General features: G+C 54.0%; 15 protein-coding genes and 1 riboswitch. Of the genes, 5 read left to right on the top strand and 10 right to left on the bottom strand.

The window, feature by feature from the left end; translation table 11 throughout:
* Nucleotides 1–298: 298 nt before the first annotated feature.
* From hemG to ABT58_RS01420, 5 genes are all read right to left on the bottom strand, one after another.
* Nucleotides 299–823, bottom strand: coding sequence for a menaquinone-dependent protoporphyrinogen IX dehydrogenase (gene hemG, locus ABT58_RS01440; protein WP_047872583.1), 525 nt, complete (start codon nt 821–823; stop codon nt 299–301).
* Nucleotides 824–852: 29 nt separating this feature from the next.
* Nucleotides 853–2,310 carry a TrkH family potassium uptake protein gene (locus ABT58_RS01435; RefSeq protein ID WP_047872582.1) on the bottom strand — a complete coding sequence of 486 codons (1,458 nt, stop codon included), beginning with the start codon at nt 2,308–2,310 and terminating at the stop codon, nt 853–855.
* A 42-nt stretch (nt 2,311–2,352) separates the two neighbouring features.
* Nucleotides 2,353–2,985 (bottom strand): YigZ family protein, encoded by a 633-nt coding sequence (locus ABT58_RS01430; RefSeq protein WP_047872588.1) that lies wholly within the window; start codon nt 2,983–2,985, stop codon nt 2,353–2,355.
* A gap of 159 nt (nt 2,986–3,144) precedes the next feature.
* Nucleotides 3,145–3,687: a hypothetical protein gene (locus ABT58_RS01425; protein WP_047872581.1), complete on the bottom strand. Its 543-nt coding sequence runs from the start codon at nt 3,685–3,687 to the stop codon at nt 3,145–3,147.
* Nucleotides 3,688–3,689: 2 nt separating this feature from the next.
* Nucleotides 3,690–5,573: a S8 family peptidase gene (locus tag ABT58_RS01420; protein WP_205625300.1), complete on the bottom strand. Its 1,884-nt coding sequence runs from the start codon at nt 5,571–5,573 to the stop codon at nt 3,690–3,692.
* A 340-nt stretch (nt 5,574–5,913) separates the two neighbouring features.
* On the opposite strand from ABT58_RS01420, the gene fadB reads away from it, so the two are divergent.
* The 3 genes from fadB (at nt 5,914) to acuI (ending at nt 10,513) form a co-directional block, all read left to right on the top strand.
* On the top strand, nt 5,914–8,091 hold the full coding sequence (gene fadB / locus ABT58_RS01415; protein ID WP_047872580.1) for a fatty acid oxidation complex subunit alpha FadB: 2,178 nt from the start codon (nt 5,914–5,916) through the stop codon (nt 8,089–8,091).
* A gap of 10 nt (nt 8,092–8,101) precedes the next feature.
* Complete coding sequence (fadA, locus tag ABT58_RS01410; RefSeq protein WP_047872579.1) at nt 8,102–9,271, top strand: acetyl-CoA C-acyltransferase FadA; 1,170 nt, start codon at nt 8,102–8,104, stop codon at nt 9,269–9,271.
* A 258-nt stretch (nt 9,272–9,529) separates the two neighbouring features.
* Nucleotides 9,530–10,513 (top strand): acrylyl-CoA reductase (NADPH), encoded by a 984-nt coding sequence (gene acuI, locus ABT58_RS01405; protein ID WP_047872578.1) that lies wholly within the window; start codon nt 9,530–9,532, stop codon nt 10,511–10,513.
* Between the two features lie 118 nt (nt 10,514–10,631).
* Here the strand turns inward: acuI and ABT58_RS01400 are convergent, their stop codons facing one another.
* A complete protein-coding gene (locus ABT58_RS01400) occupies nt 10,632–11,573 on the bottom strand; it encodes a LysR family transcriptional regulator (protein ID WP_047872577.1) in 942 nt (313 codons plus the stop codon).
* 114 nt (nt 11,574–11,687) lie between these two features.
* Entirely contained in the window at nt 11,688–11,870 is a 183-nt protein-coding gene (locus ABT58_RS01395) for a hypothetical protein (protein ID WP_047872576.1), read from the bottom strand.
* Between the two features lie 140 nt (nt 11,871–12,010).
* On the opposite strand from ABT58_RS01395, the gene tusA reads away from it, so the two are divergent.
* Complete coding sequence (tusA, locus tag ABT58_RS01390; protein ID WP_047872575.1) at nt 12,011–12,259, top strand: sulfurtransferase TusA; 249 nt, start codon at nt 12,011–12,013, stop codon at nt 12,257–12,259.
* Nucleotides 12,260–12,300: 41 nt separating this feature from the next.
* Here tusA and ABT58_RS01385 read toward each other — a convergent pair whose 3' ends face one another.
* The 3 genes from ABT58_RS01385 to ABT58_RS01375 form a co-directional block, all read right to left on the bottom strand.
* Nucleotides 12,301–12,567, bottom strand: a complete 267-nt coding sequence (locus tag ABT58_RS01385) for a hypothetical protein (RefSeq protein WP_047872574.1) — start codon at nt 12,565–12,567, stop codon at nt 12,301–12,303.
* A 229-nt stretch (nt 12,568–12,796) separates the two neighbouring features.
* Nucleotides 12,797–13,354, bottom strand: a complete 558-nt coding sequence (locus ABT58_RS01380) for a TMEM165/GDT1 family protein (RefSeq protein WP_047872573.1) — start codon at nt 13,352–13,354, stop codon at nt 12,797–12,799.
* Between the two features lie 90 nt (nt 13,355–13,444).
* A riboswitch (yybP-ykoY riboswitch) is annotated at nt 13,445–13,545 on the bottom strand.
* A 130-nt stretch (nt 13,546–13,675) separates the two neighbouring features.
* Nucleotides 13,676–14,365, bottom strand: coding sequence for a YiaD family glycine zipper/OmpA-like lipoprotein (locus tag ABT58_RS01375; protein ID WP_082210904.1), 690 nt, complete (start codon nt 14,363–14,365; stop codon nt 13,676–13,678).
* 299 nt (nt 14,366–14,664) lie between these two features.
* Between ABT58_RS01375 and glyQ the strand changes: the two genes are divergently transcribed.
* The gene (gene glyQ / locus ABT58_RS01370) at nt 14,665–15,576 is read left to right on the top strand and encodes a glycine--tRNA ligase subunit alpha (protein ID WP_047872572.1); all 912 of its coding nucleotides are present in this window, start codon (nt 14,665–14,667) and stop codon (nt 15,574–15,576) included.
* Nucleotide 15,577 lies beyond the last annotated feature (1 nt).

Below are 15,577 nucleotides of genomic sequence, written 5' to 3'. Positions count from 1 at the left end.
TACCGAAGTAATGAATGAATTGACTGTGCCGACTTCGCTTTATTGCTAAAGGTCTATCGATTGGTCACTCAGTTTCATTGATAAATCTTTTGACTATCTATTCAACGAGTGCCCACACAGATTGCATGGTCAAATTGTTAAAGAACAAACTGACTTATCGTTACCGGCGATGCCGTTGTCCGTGTCAGTGAGGTCGCATTATAGAGCCTTCGATCATGATGGCAAGGGGGTTTTTAGAAAAAAAACGAACAAACGCATCGTTTGCACAAAAAACACCCCAACCCCTCAAAAATCGCCCTTAGAACTGCGAAAAACGGCGTGCAAACTCGCTCACCTTCTCCCAATCGGTGTATTCCACTTCTTTGGTGGTGTCGGTTTCCCCACCCGTGATACGCATGATGAGCTGAATCATGACACGATCAAACCAGCCATAGCGCGGATAACGCAATGCGCCGGCAAACACTGCCTGCAATGCTGGCTGCCACGGTGATTTTTTCAAAAACGTCTTCATATAGACACTGGTCTCCGGTGTATTCTTGCCCGCCTTACGCGCGGTCAGGTTCACACAGAAGAAACCCACTTTATGTTGCGCCAATTGCACCTGATACTGCTCAATGAATTGGTACAGCTTTTTATTCAGGTGCCCATAACGGATAGACGCCCCAATCAACACGCGACTGTATTGGGTAAAGTCCACCGTCGGCAACGTGTTTAAGTCCACCAGCTCACACTGGTAACCCTCACCCAAGGTGCTGGCAATGTGCTGCAAAATCTTCACGGTTTGGCCGTCACTGCTTGAATGCAGTAAGAGTACGTTTTCCACGTCGTCACTCCCTCTTTATATATGAATACTTAATTGCGCCAGAACGTCGGGGTAAAGAGTACCAATAACGTAAAGACTTCAAGACGCCCAAACAGCATCGCAATCACCAACACCCATTTGGCCGGATCGTTGATCTCACCAAAATGGACTGCCACTTGCCCAAGCCCGGGGCCGAGGTTATTCAAGGTCGCCGCCACCGCCGAGAAGGCGGTCAGTTCATCCAACCCCGTGGCAATCAACGCCAACATACACACCACAAACACCAGGGCATACGCAGAGAAAAAGCCCCACACCGCATCAACAACACGCTGTGGCAGTGCTTTATCGCCCACCTTAATGGTGTAAATCGCCCTTGGGTGCACCAGACGTTTCAATTCACGGATCCCTTGCAGCAACAGCAGCAGCATACGAATCACTTTAATACCGCCCCCTGTCGAACCGGCACAGCCGCCGACAAACGAAGAGAACAGCAACAGTACCGGCAGGAACAAGGGCCAGTCGGCAAAACTGGTGGTGGTAAAGCCTGCCGTGGTTGAAATCGACACCGTCTGGAACAGGGCCTGATCAAACGCATCAAAATACGAATCATAAGAATGGTGCTTGAGCAGCATGCCAAAACAAATCAGCATCAAAATCAGCTGCGCGGCCAAAAAGGCACGAAACTCCGGATCTCGCCAGTAGGTACGCAGGTGAATACCGCCATTGGCAAACGCGGCAAAATGCAGCGAGAAGTTACAGGCCGAGATCAGCAGGAACACCACGGTGATCATATTAATGGTCGGGCTGTTGAAATAGCCCATACTGGCATCGTGGGTGGAGAAGCCCCCGATCGCCACCGTTGAGAAACTGTGTGAGATGGCATCAAACACTGACATGCCAGCCAGCCAGAAAGCCAGCGCACAGCTGATGGTCAGCGCCAGATAGATGTACCACAATGCTTTGGCCGTTTCGGCAATACGCGGGGTCATCTTGCTGTCTTTCACTGGGCCCGGAATTTCAGCCCGATACAGCTGCATACCCCCGATCCCCAGCACAGGCAAAATCGCCACGGCCAGGACGATGATCCCCATCCCGCCGAACCATTGCAGCAGCTGACGGTAAAACAAAATCGCCTTGGGTAAATGGTCGAGCCCGACAATCACGGTGGCCCCGGTTGTGGTGAGTGCTGAAAAGGATTCAAAAAAGGAGTCAGTCACCGACAAGTCAGGGGTTTCAGCTAAAATAAACGGCACCGCACCGGCGCTACCGATCACCGTCCAGAATAAGACGACAATTAAAAAGCCATCTCGGGCTTTGAGCTCCCGACGATGATGACGGTTAGGCACCCACAATAATGCGCCGCCGGCAAAAAGCAGCAGGAAGGTCACGACAAACGGAAAACCGGCACCGTCTCGATATAACAAGGCCACTAGCGCAGGGGCCAGCATAGTGACACTGAACAAGGCCAGTAACAGGCCAACGATTCTAATAATGGAACGAAATTGCATGGCCTTATTCGGCTCTCATCGTAAAAGATTCAACATAAAGGATCACGGCGCATCACCATCAACCGCTTTCGCCACAATCTGCCCGCCACTGCGGTTGACTAACTTGGCACAAAACTCGGCTTCCAGCCGGCGGTCCAGTGCCACCACCATGGTGACCTGCTGACCATAGTCAGCATGGACTTGTTGGCCAGCCACTTCTGCCAGCAATGTCTCTACCAAAGACACTTGATTATACTCGCAGCATAAAGCCAGCTCAGAAGTGATGATCTTTTCTTTGGTTTGCAGCACAGTTAACGCTTGTTGTACCCCACCACCGTATGCTTTCACCAAGCCGCCGGTCCCGAGTTTGATCCCGCCGGAATACCGCGTCACCACCGCCGTGATTTCTCCGACCCCGGACCCCGTCAGCTGCGCGAGGATCGGTTTGCCCGCCGTGCCCGATGGCTCACCGTCATCACTGAACCCCCACTGCATGGAGTCTTCCGGTCGGCCGGCAACAAACGCCCAACAGTTATGGCGCGCATCATGGTGTTTATCTTTGATCTGCTGAACAAACGCTTTGGCCTGCTCCACCGATGGCGTATGAGCCAAGTAGGTAATAAAGTGGCTTTTCTTGATTTCTTCTTCAAATACCGCAGGCGCGGCAGGCACCATGTAAGGATCGGCTGCACTCATATCGCTTGGCTTCATCTCATCTAAACAAACACTCAGCCCGACAGAATACCACATCCCCCCGCCTTCACTGCCAGACTTCCCGTGTGATCGCGCAACCAAAGATAAAAAAGGGAAGCCCATCGGCTTCCCATTTTATGACTCGCAACCCATCATACTGCTTTACTGTGGCAGGTTAGCCCCACTGACTAAATCCAGGCTCACGTGCTCAACCCGACGGTCACTATCGAGATCAGCCACCACAGGCAGCAAGTTATGCCCCGCCGGTGCTTTCAGTACCGCGATCTCTGGCGTACTGAACACCAACGTCAGTTGGCTGTCCTGCGCCAATTGTTGCGCACTGACACCCGGTGACAAACGTACCAAGATCCCGCCACTCACTTCAACCGGCCCCTGATGCGATCCGGCTTGCAACAGGCGGTCTCCTGCCTGTACCGTCAAGGGCGCCCCCGGCACACTGAACGTCCGTGCAGCGCGTGTCTGCGCAGCGGGCGCCAGTTTGGTAAATTGCTCACCGGCGATCTGTACATCCCCTGCCGGCACCCATTCGGCTTGTGCCTGAACCGGCACGGTCGCTAACACCGGTAATGCTGGCAACGACGAGGCCTGTGCTGCACCCGCCATGAAGATACCACTCAAAAGGGCACTGCTTAGCAACACCCCCGATGCACGGCATGCCCATCGTGTTGATTTCACTGTTTTCATGATCACTTTTCCTCATGGCCAAAGAAGCGGATATCCCACGACTTCAGAACACCGTCCTGAGCATTGTTAGGCAGGTCGACAAAAAACGCATTTTGCGGATCTAAATACGCAATCCACACATGTTCGCCCCCATTGGTATCCCGAACCACCAATTGCCACTCCCCTTCAATCTCTTCCCCATAGAAATGATGAGATAGCATCAACTGCTTGCTAAAACCCTGCACCTCTGGATTCACTGACTGTCCCACCAAACCGGTACGCGGCGATAACAACACACTGCGCGTGCCCGCTGGAGAGATCAGCTCAATCGCCAAATCGTTCAAGCGCTGATGATCAATATCGACGCGCACTTGCAGGCTTTCGACAACAAAATCGTCCTGCGTTGCCACAAACGTTGAGCTGGCGCCAGCCACTGTGGCATCAGGGATCGCCACCGCTGCCGTCGTACTCATCCAATCGGTCACCTGTAACGGTGGCAACGGCGAGTCGTAATGCAGCGCCATCATCACCGCACTATCGATATTGACGCGGCCTAAACCATAGAAGTTATGGAAGTCATACCCTGCGCCATTGGTTTGCCAACCCGGGATCGCATCATAGGTCGCCGGCTCACCCGAGGCTTGGGTGAAGGTCAGTGGCACCCCAACACTGTCAGGATCGGTTTTCGTCGCTGTCGAGGCCAAGATATGGCGCACATCACGCCAGCTCAGAGCCGGGTTAGCCGACATCAACAGCGCAACGGCACCGGAGGTATTCGGTGCGGATGAGGACGTGCCGTTCATGGTGCCCCGGAAATCACAGTTCGGATCCAGCTCCGTCCCGCCATGCAGGCCGTTCTCCGCAATGGTAATACGGTTCATCCCGGCTTCACACCCGGTCAAATCGGTTGTCACCATCGCCGGCGCATCCACCCCAAATTCACCACCAGGGGCAGACAAGAACACATTCGCCCCTACACTGCTGTATGACGATCGCTTACCGTGCGCATCCAACGCAGAGACGGTCAGGTTCCAATAACTGGCATTGGTCGGTGTCAGGTTACTGTCTTGCATCGGCAAACCATTATTCGCCGGGCCAACACGATTCGGGTCAAACAAATCAGCAGGGAACACTAACCCTGCGCCAAGTTGTGCCCCCAACCAAGCATAAAAGTAGTTGTAGTTATTCCCCGCCGATTTCACGAACAGGCTACCGCGCCCTTGGTGGGTATTGCGGGTCACATCCTCATAGACAAATTCTTCCAGTGCCAGTGATGGATCATTGGGCAGATCATAGGAGATAGGATTTATGACACTATAGCCATAACTCTGATTATAGACGCGCACGTCCTGAGTCCGCGCGGTCGTACCGTGGGACATCAACCAACCGTCTACGGTTTGGCTATTCAGCCAGTTGTAGCCTTTCAGGCCCGCACGCGGTGCGACCCCTCGGCCGCCAATCCCGTTCCAGCCAACGGCAGCGGTTAAGCCCGCCACTGACGTACCATGGGTATCATCGGGGCTGGTTGGGGTCGGATCATCATCGTTATTAACGAAATCTCGCGAGCCAGGTCGAATATTGGCCGCCAGATCCGGGTGATTGATTTCCAAGCCATCATCAATGATGGCAACATTCACGCCCACCCCTTGAATACCCAAAAGGTGCGTGATCCAGAGGTTCATGTCTTGTCCCGGTGTGCCCGCCGATTGTGAAAAGGCAGTCTGGCCGGTATTACGCAAGTGCCATTGATGAGTAAACAGCGGATCACCCGGTGGCAAATCCGGCACCCAGCTCAAATCAATGTGCGGGCCATGGACAGGGGCAGGCTTCATCAGCACCGCCTGACCTGTCGCAGGCAGAAGGGCGGCCGCCAATGCTGCTGCGGCAAACGTCAGCTTTGTCTTCATATCTATCGATCCTTCGATTGGATAATTCCCGCAGCCCTATACTGCGGTCAATCCATTTACAACGGCCATGTTGATAAATACCAGTTAACAAGGTTAACGATATGTAATTTCTGGAAGCATTTCCCAGAAAACATAATCCATTGAAAAAAAGCATAAAACACCTTCATTTACCGCACAGATTGTGCGTTATCTCCAAGTTTTGCACCAAACCAAGTTAAACAAATGTTTAAAATAGGTGTTGTAATCGTTGCATATCGGGTTCACACTAGAACATAGCCTTGCGACAGGTCTAACCAGTGAAAATCGTTCCAGCGCAAACTGGGCCTCATGGAGATAGCCTATGATTTACCACGGTGACACCCTATTCGTTCGCGATCGCGGAGACGGCATTGCAGAGCTGTGCTTTCAAGCTCCCGGCGCTATCAACAAATTCGACCTTCATACCCTTGGCCAACTGGATCAGGCGTTACAGGCACTGTATGCCACTCCCGATCTCAAAGGCTTACTCCTGACATCCGGCCATGATGCCTTCATTGTCGGGGCCGATATCAAAGAGTTCCTCAGTCTGTTTGCCCTGCCCACGGAGGCGCTCTCTCACTGGCTCACCTACGCCAACCGTATTTTCAACCGACTCGAAGATCTGCCCGTCCCTACCTTATCTGCCATTAACGGGTATGCCTTAGGCGGCGGGTGTGAGTGCCTCTTAGCGACCGATTTTCGCCTGGCTGATACGCAAGCCCGTATCGGCCTGCCGGAAACCAAGCTCGGCATCATGCCCGGCTTTGGCGGTACCGTGCGTCTGCCCCGCTTGATTGGCGCTGATCCCGCCATGACGATGATTGCCACCGGGCAAGACAAACGCGCCCATGACGCCTTAGCCCTCGGATTGGTGGATGCCGTGGTCGCGCCGGAGCACTTACAGGCGGCGGCACTGAACATGCTCAACGCGGCGATCAACGGTGAGCTGAACTGGCAGCAACGTCGCACGCAAAAAAAGGCGCCGTTAGCCCTCAATACCACCGAAGCGACCATGAGTTTTTCCACTGCCAAAGCCATGGTGGCGCACAAAGCCGGGCCGCATTACCCCGCCCCCATGACGGCCATTCACACCATTGAAGCCGCCGCTGGCTGTGAGCGAGATGAAGCACTGGCCATCGAGAATACTTACTTTGTCCCACTGACCAAGACCGATGCCGCGCAGGCGCTGGTCGGCATTTTCCTCAATGATCAGTACATCAAAGGCCAGGCGAAACACGCCGCCCAAAGCGGAATGCCCACCCGCCATGCGATGGTACTGGGTGCGGGGATCATGGGAGGAGGGATCGCCTATCAGTCAGCCCGCAAAGGCGTGCCGGTGATCTTGAAAGACATTCGTACAGAGGCATTAGATCTAGGGATGCAGGAAGCGGCCAAACTGCTGAACAAGCAACTGGCACGGGGCCGCATGGATGGCATAACGATGGCGCAGATACTGGCCAGTATTCATCCCACACTGCATTATGCTGACGCTGACAGTGTCGATGTGGTGGTGGAAGCGGTGATTGAAGATCCGGCCATCAAGGCCGGTGTGCTGCGCGAGGTCGAAGCCCACGTCCGTGAAGACACAGTGATCACCTCCAATACGTCCACCATTCCTATTACCTTGTTGTCCCAGGCGCTGAGTCGTCCCGAGAACTTTTGTGGCATGCACTTTTTCAATCCGGTTCACCGCATGCCCTTGGTGGAAATCATTCGCGGTCCGCACACCTCCGACGCCACATTGCAACGCGTTGTCGCGTATGCGGCCCAAATGGGCAAATCCCCCATCGTGGTCAACGACTGCCCGGGCTTTTTTGTCAACCGCGTGCTGTTCCCGTACTTCGCCGGTTTTAGCCGCCTGCTGCAAGACGGCGCGGACTTTACCGCCGTGGATCGCATCATGGAGCACCAATTTGGCTGGCCGATGGGTCCGGCATATCTGCTGGATGTGGTCGGCATCGATACCGCCCATCATGCCCAACAGGTCATGGCGAAAGGCTTTCCGGAACGCATGGCGATCCCTGCTCACGACCCGCTCGATGCCCTGTTCCAGGCTCAACGCTTTGGCCAGAAAAGCGGTGCCGGCTTCTACCGCTATACCCTCGATCGCAAAGGCAAACCGAAGAAAACGTACGATCCCGATACCCTCACCTTATTAGCGACAACCCAAAGCGAGCCCCACACGTTTGATGAGGCCACCGTGATCGCCCGCATGATGATCCCGATGATTAACGAAGTGGTGCGCTGTTTAGAAGAAGGCATCATTGCCAGCCCGGCAGAAGCAGACATGGCGCTGGTGTACGGCCTGGGGTTCCCACCGTTCCATGGCGGCCCGTTCCGTTATCTCGATACCATGGGGCTGGCAGAATACGTCGCCCTCGCCGATCGTTATGCCCATTTAGGCCCGATCTATCAGGTGCCTGACGGGTTACGTGCCAAAGCCGCCCAAGGGGACACCTACTATCCCATCCCCGCCCCGGCGACCATTGACTTAGGATGAGGAGAAGCCCATGAAATCTGTTGTGATTGTTGATTGTCTTCGCACCCCGATGGGACGCTCAAAAGGCGGGGCTTTTCGCCATGTTCGGGCTGATACCCTGTCCGCCCATGTCATGCAGGGGTTGCTCCAACGTCATCCCCAGATCGATCCGGCCCAGATTGACGATATCTACTGGGGGTGTGTGCAACAAACGCTGGAGCAAGGCTTCAACATCGGCCGCAATGCCGCCTTGTTAGCCGGGATCCCGCATACCGTGCCTGCCACCACCGTTAACCGTTTGTGTGGTTCATCCATGCAAGCCCTGCACGATGCCGCCCGTGCCATCATGGTGGGTGATGCTTCTATCTGCTTGATCGGCGGCGTAGAGCACATGGGGCATGTTCCGATGACGCACGGGGTCGATATCCATCCGGGGTTGTCAAAGTCTGTCGCGCAGGCAGCAGGCATGATGGGCCTGACCGCTGAGCTGCTCGCCCGCCAATACGGGATCAGCCGTGCCCAACAAGACGCCTTTGCCGCCCGCTCCCATCAACGCGCGCATGCCGCAACCGAAGCCGGACAATTCAACGCGGAAATCTTACCGACGGAAGGCCACGACAGCCTGGGAGCGTTGGCCTTATTCCGCCACGATGAAGTGATCCGCCCGGATACCACCGCCGACAGCCTCGCCACCCTCAAGCCGGTGTTTGATCCGGCCCATGGTACCGTCACGGCCGGCAATGCTTCTGCCTTGTCTGACGGTGCCGCCGGCATGCTACTGATGGATGAAGACACCGCCCACGCACTGGGTGTGCCGATCCGTGCCCGTATCAAGGCCATGGCGGTGGCAGGCTGTGACCCCTCCATCATGGGATACGGCCCGGTACCCGCCGTACACCGAGCATTGCAACGGGCCAAACTGACACTGGCCGATATCGATGTGGTAGAAATTAACGAAGCCTTCGCCGCACAATCGCTGCCGTGTTTGCAGGCACTCGACTTGCTCGAAGAGATGGATGACAAAGTGAACCTGCACGGCGGGGCGATCGCCTTGGGCCATCCGCTCGGGGCGTCCGGTGCCCGGATCAGTACCAGCCTGCTGAATATCATGGCGCAGCAAGATGCCCAATATGGTATTGCCACCTTATGTATTGGCTTGGGGCAAGGGATCGCGACCGTCTTTGAACGCGTAAAGGCATAGATCACGCGCCATCACTACCGGCTCAACCATTCTCTCAAAAGTCGCTTCGGCGACTTTTTTATGCCGGCCAATCGCCGACAGAGAGAAAACCGCCGGCTTCTGCCGCCCGTTACACCCTATCTCCTTGTCTTACCTCTTATTTATTACCTATTTATGCACTAAATACATAGATAAAATGATTAAGATTCATTTCATTCATAGTTATTTACCGTCTACACTCATAGTCAATTTCATCCGCTTGTGAATTCGGAGCATCCCATGTTTAAGGCACTGGTACTAAACCAAGAAGACAAAAAAACCCTTGTTTCCATCGAGCAACTTGATAACAGCCAACTTCCAGAAGGCGATGTCCTGATCGATGTCGACTACTCATCGCTAAACTACAAAGACGGTCTGGCGATCACCGGTAAAGGCCGCATCGTACGCCAGTTCCCAATGGTACCCGGCATCGACTTGACCGGTACGGTTGTTGAATCTGCCGATGCCCGTTACACAGCAGGTGACAAAGTGGTACTGACTGGCTGGGGTGTGGGTGAAGGCCACTGGGGCGGCATGGCTGAGCGTGCCCGTCTGAAAGCAGACTGGCTGGTACCCATGCCGAGCAACCTTGACGGCAAGCAAACCATGATGATCGGTACAGCCGGTATTACTGCGATGCTGTGTGTACAAGCATTGGTGGATGCAGGTCTAACCCCTGAATCGGGTGAAATTCTAGTAACAGGTGCCAGCGGCGGTGTGGGCTCTGTGGCGGTAACCCTACTGTCTCAGTTGGGCTACAAGGTTGTCGCAGTGACAGGCCGCGTTGAAGAAAACGGTGAGCTACTGAAATCTCTGGGGGCAACGCGCGTGATCGAGCGCAGCGAGTTTGCAGAACCCGCGCGTCCACTGGAAAAACAACTGTGGGCCGGTGCCATTGATACCGTGGGCAGCAACATGCTGGCGAAAGTATTGGCACAAGTGGATTACGATGGCGCAGTGGCTATTTGTGGTCTAGCGGGTGGTTTTGATCTGCCAACAACGGTAATGCCATTCATCCTGCGTAACGTGAAACTGCTGGGTATTGATTCTGTGATGTGCCCATTTGAGAAGCGCCAAAAAGCGTGGCAGCGTCTGGGTGAACTACTACCAGCGAGCTTCTTTGAACAAGCGTGCCGTGAAGTGGCACTGGAAGACGTACCAGCATGCGCAGAAGCGATCACCAACGGCCAAATCACCGGTCGTGTGGTGATCAAGCTGAAATAAGCCCGAACGAATAAGAGAAGACTTTGCCTGTCTAGGCAACGTGACTACATTGGCCAGCCTCGCGCTGGCCTTTTTTTATCGGATGTTTTGTCCAGACATGCGCGTGAATAAAGCGGGATTAAATCAACCCCAAGTCATGCACGCGCTTATCAATCAGCTTGCCACACTCTTCTTTGATCAACTGGCGCAGCCAGATCTGCGGCGCAGAGTGTTCACAACGCGGATGCCAGATCAGCGAATAATCAAACGGCTTAAACTCAAACGGCAGCGGTTTCACCACCAAGTCATGTTTGTCTGCCACCAGGTACGCCAAATCCGCCGGCACCGTAATGATCAATGGCATGGTTTCAACAATCGCCAGCGCCGCTTCCAAATGGTATGCCCGCAATGCCATCTTACGGGCCGGATAGCCACGCAGTGCCTCATCAATCAGGGCCTTCACCCCATCACTGATGGCAATCATGGCGTGCGGATAGGTCAGGTAATCCTGCACGGTCAGCTCTGCGTCCGCCAGCGGGTGGTGTTTGGACAACATACAAAACACGCTCACACGCCCTAAGTGATCGCTGCACAGCGGCTCCACCGGCCCGGTCGGGCGGCAGATCGCCATGTCACAGCCATCAGAGGTGAGCTGCGTCAGCATGTGATCGTGCTGCAGCGGGGCAAACTCCAACGAGATGGCCGGCGCTTCGCTGTAAATACGCGGCAGGGCAAACGGCAAAATCGTCTGCATGGCGTAATCGGTGGTGGCAATCACAAAACGTTGCTGGCAGGCATGGGGCTGGAAATCGTTGGGGGTCAGCAGGGTACGCATCGACTCCAACGGCTCGTTAAGCAGCTCATTGAGCTCAAGCGCGCGTTCGGTCGGCAGCAAGCGCTGACCCTGACGGGTAAACAGCGGATCCCCCAGCAAATCACGCAATCGCCCTAATACGCGACTCATCGCCGACTGACTTAAATTAAGCCGCACAGCCGCTTTGCTGACACTGCCTTCTTCCAGCAGCACCTTCAATGCCACCAGCAAGTTCAAATCCCGGCGATAAACTTCTTCGAGCTCCATAGCTAACCTTTTATGATCGAGTCTGTGGCTAATTATGTCGTGCCCAATAAAAAAAATCCCGCTCAAAAAGCGGGGAAGCCCAAGAAAACTGGGAGTGTGTTGAGAGGTGTGGGATCACGGCTCTTCTTCTTCGAGTTCCGCCGACTGGGTTAATTCCAGCCATAACCCCAATGCCGCTGCGATCAACCCGCCCAGGGTGATCAAGCTGGTGTCTTCCGGTGCGCGTAAAAGTAAGGTACAAAAAGTGATAAAACACAGCACCGCGTAAATGGTCAGGCGATCCATCTGAGTCAACATAATTCCTCCTAATCCATCAGAAGTTAACGTTAACGACTTGTTAATTACGTTACACGCTTTACCCTTCTTTGCCAACCCTTATTGATTAATTCTTGCCCATCGGTATGATCACGCCTTCCCCGCAATAACCTGTAAATGCTATGACTGCACATTTTGACAATGCCACCCATACACTCGATGCAGAAGGACTGCGCTGCCCAGAGCCGGTGATGATGGTGCGTAAGACCGTAAGGAAAATGGCAGACGGTGATACCTTGCTGATCACCGCCGACGATCCGTCGACCACCCGTGATATTCCAAGCTTCTGTCGCTTTATGGATCACACCTTAGTCGCGGCTGACACCGACACGGTGCCGTACCGCTTTCTGATCAAGAAAGGCCGCGACTAAAAAAGGCAGCTCAATGAGCTGCCTTTTGCATGTTAGAGGGATCAGTCGCGGTAGCTGGTTTCGCTACTCTCACGCAATTGGCGCTGGGCTTTTTCCAGCTCATGGCGCAAATCCCGCATCTCCTTTTTCATCGGAATGACATAGCGGATCCGCACCAACGCATCAACGGATAAGTACGTCATCACCAATGCGCCCACCACCATCGGCAGCCACATGTCAGTCAGTACCATCCCCAGAATGTTCAGTGCGAGTGCCAGATTGAACAGCCAAAACTGACTCTGTGGTGATATTGCAAGAAAACGGTCCATAACCCCTCCTCAACACGCCTCGATCAGACTCACAGCCTTACCCTAGCATGCCCACTCAACGCACACCGCAGTCCGCCTCACACTTTGCTCAGCCGTCACACCATTGTCATTCACCCTTGTGCATCACCGCACAATTTCTCAAACCCTGACAGGTCTTCGGGCGACGGGCGTGGCGCAGGTTTCACGTGAAACGCGCTCTGTCACTCGGTGTATCTCGGCCGTTCTTGGCTTATAACCCCAATGCCGCGCCGACGGCCAAAATCAAGAACAGGCACGCGGTGATTTTACGGATCGCCCCTAATGGCATGCGCTCTGCCGACAATTTCCCGATCAACACCACCGGCACATTGGCCAGCAGCATGCCGATGGTGGTGCCGAGGATCACCCACACCAGCGCATCGTGGTAATTGGCGCCCAACATGGTGGTGGCCACCTGCGTTTTGTCGCCAATTTCTGCCACAAAGAAGGCAATGAAACTGGCAATGAACGGCCCACGGTTGGAAAGGGTTTCCTCATCATCGAGTTTATCAGGGATCAAAATCCACCCCGCCATGGCCACAAAGCTCACCACCAGCACCCATTTGAGGACCTCGGGGGTCAGGTAATCGGCCACGACCACACCCAGCCACGCCGCCAGCGCATGGTTGGCAATGGTGGCAAAGAAAATCGCCAAAATAATAGGAACAGGTTTGCGGTAACGGCTGGCTAACAGCAAAGACAGCAGTTGGGTTTTATCCCCAATCTCGGCTAACGCAACGGTAGTAATGGATACAGCTAAAACACTCACGACAGGCTCTTGGGGGCGAGGACAACAAAAAACCACAGGTAAACAGGCACGCCCCACCCCGGTTCATGCTGGTTTACCAATGGTCTCGCCAAACTCACGTGTAGGGATTGTGTGAGTCACCAACGCCATGAAGATGTGCTTCAAATGTGTTGACGGTGGTCTTGTTAGGACAAGCGGCTACTCCCCAAAGGAAGCGCAATTGTAACGATCCCCTCAGGGAGGATCAACCCATGCCACGCCCTAATCCGACCGCGCACAAAAACGGGAGGCACAAAAAAAGGGGCATCATGCCCCTTCATCAACAGTCATTCCCCGCCGCGATTACGAGCGTGGTGACAATACAATTTCAACTCGGCGGTTTTCCGCACGGCCTTGCTCAGAGTTGTTTGACGCAATCGGATGGGCTTCACCCATGCCTTTGGTCACGATACGGTTGCTAGCCACGCCATCACGCATCAACTGGTTGCTCACTTCGCTTGCACGTACCTGAGACAGACGCAGGTTATACGCATCCGCACCGGTGCTATCGGTAAAGCCATACACGTTCAGCATGGTCTTATCGTACTCTTTCACCACTAACGACACGTTGTACAACGCTTTTTTCGCTGTCGCACTCAGATCCGTCTGATCAAAACCAAAGGTGATCGCGTTTGGCATGTGCAGCACAATGTTGTCACCGTCACGGGACACACTGATACCGGTTGATTGCAGCTGCTTACGGAGCTCAGCTTCCTGCACGTCCATGTAGTAGCCGATGCCACCACCCAATGCCGCACCGGAAGCGGCACCAATCAGGGCACCTTTACCGCGATCGCTCTTGCTTGATGACGCCACACCAATGGCCGCACCAGCGATAGCACCGATCACAGAACCTGTGGTCGCTTTCGCTGTTTGCGATTCACCGGTGTAAGGGTTAGTGGTCGAACAGCCTGTCGCCACGACCGCCGCTGCGGTGGCGAATACCATGTTACGGACCCATTTGCTCGATTTAGCGCTAATCGTCAAATCCATCTTCGTTATCCTACTTACTCAGCTCGGCGTCTGGCCGATGTTATTGTGTATGCGAATTAGCGATGGGATCTCCCACCCACTAATGACATTGATGATAGTCGCATTGTACGCATCCCAATCCAATGGATATCAGAGCAATGTAAAATTCCACGAGGCACTCTGCCTTTCCCACAGCAAATTGCGCAATTTAAATAAAGATGACCAAAAAACATGCACAAACCCTACTAGCGTAAAGGCTGGCGAGGTATACTGGATAGTTACGTAAAATCCATTTATCCATCAATCACGCGAAGCTGACAATGCAGAAATTCGACATTAAAACCTTTCAGGGCATGATCCTCGCGCTGCAGGATTACTGGGGCCAACAAGGTTGTACTATCGTACAGCCATTGGACATGGAAGTCGGTGCAGGTACCTCTCACCCAATGACATGTCTACGTGCGTTAGGTCCAGAGCCAATTGCAGCGGCGTATGTACAACCTTCTCGCCGTCCAACCGATGGCCGTTACGGTGAAAACCCTAACCGCCTACAGCACTACTACCAGTTCCAGGTGATCATCAAGCCATCACCAGACAACATCCAGGAATTGTACCTGGGTTCACTGGAAGCGCTGGGCATCGACACCCAAGTACACGACATCCGCTTTGTAGAAGACAACTGGGAAAACCCGACATTGGGTGCCTGGGGTCTGGGCTGGGAAGTTTGGTTGAACGGAATGGAAGTGACACAGTTCACCTACTTCCAGCAGGTCGGCGGCCTTGAGTGTAAGCCGGTTACAGGCGAAATCACCTACGGTATCGAGCGTCTTGCCATGTACATCCAGGGTGTAGACTCGGTGTACGATCTGGTCTGGACCGATGGCCCGCTAGGTAAAGTGACCTACGGTGACATTTTCCACCAGAACGAAGTAGAACAGTCAACGTACAACTTCGAACACGCTGACGTGGACTTCCTGTTCACTTTCTTCGATCAGTGTGAAAAAGAATGTAAAACCCTGCTTGAACTGGACACGCCACTGCCACTACCGGCATACGAGCGCATCCTAAAAGCCGGCCATGCTTTCAACCTACTTGATGCTCGCAAAGCGATCTCTGTGACAGAGCGCCAGCGTTACATCCTGCGTATCCGCAACCTGACTAAGCAAGTTGCCGAAGCGTACTACGCATCTCGTGAAGCCCTGGGCTTCCCTATGTGTAAAACTAATAAGTAAG

The sequence above is a fragment of the Photobacterium aphoticum genome, from assembly GCF_001029435.1.
GTDB lineage: Bacteria > Pseudomonadota > Gammaproteobacteria > Enterobacterales > Vibrionaceae > Photobacterium > Photobacterium aphoticum.
Note: the sequence above shows the minus strand (reverse complement) of the source record. Positions and strands in the feature narration are given on the sequence as shown.

Coding starts and splice junctions, on each gene's coding strand:
- ABT58_RS01435 (WP_047872582.1), bottom strand. CDS start 2,310: ATGCAATTTCGTTCCATTATTAGAATCGTTGGCCTGTTACTGGCCTTG.
- ABT58_RS01430 (WP_047872588.1), bottom strand. CDS start 2,985: ATGAGTGCAGCCGATCCTTACATGGTGCCTGCCGCGCCTGCGGTATTT.
- ABT58_RS01425 (WP_047872581.1), bottom strand. CDS start 3,687: ATGAAAACAGTGAAATCAACACGATGGGCATGCCGTGCATCGGGGGTG.
- ABT58_RS01420 (WP_205625300.1), bottom strand. CDS start 5,573: ATGAAGACAAAGCTGACGTTTGCCGCAGCAGCATTGGCGGCCGCCCTT.
- fadB (WP_047872580.1), top strand. CDS start 5,914: ATGATTTACCACGGTGACACCCTATTCGTTCGCGATCGCGGAGACGGC.
- fadA (WP_047872579.1), top strand. CDS start 8,102: ATGAAATCTGTTGTGATTGTTGATTGTCTTCGCACCCCGATGGGACGC.
- acuI (WP_047872578.1), top strand. CDS start 9,530: ATGTTTAAGGCACTGGTACTAAACCAAGAAGACAAAAAAACCCTTGTT.
- ABT58_RS01400 (WP_047872577.1), bottom strand. CDS start 11,573: ATGGAGCTCGAAGAAGTTTATCGCCGGGATTTGAACTTGCTGGTGGCA.
- ABT58_RS01395 (WP_047872576.1), bottom strand. CDS start 11,870: ATGTTGACTCAGATGGATCGCCTGACCATTTACGCGGTGCTGTGTTTT.
- tusA (WP_047872575.1), top strand. CDS start 12,011: ATGACTGCACATTTTGACAATGCCACCCATACACTCGATGCAGAAGGA.
- ABT58_RS01385 (WP_047872574.1), bottom strand. CDS start 12,567: ATGGACCGTTTTCTTGCAATATCACCACAGAGTCAGTTTTGGCTGTTC.
- ABT58_RS01375 (WP_082210904.1), bottom strand. CDS start 14,365: ATGGATTTGACGATTAGCGCTAAATCGAGCAAATGGGTCCGTAACATG.
- glyQ (WP_047872572.1), top strand. CDS start 14,665: ATGCAGAAATTCGACATTAAAACCTTTCAGGGCATGATCCTCGCGCTG.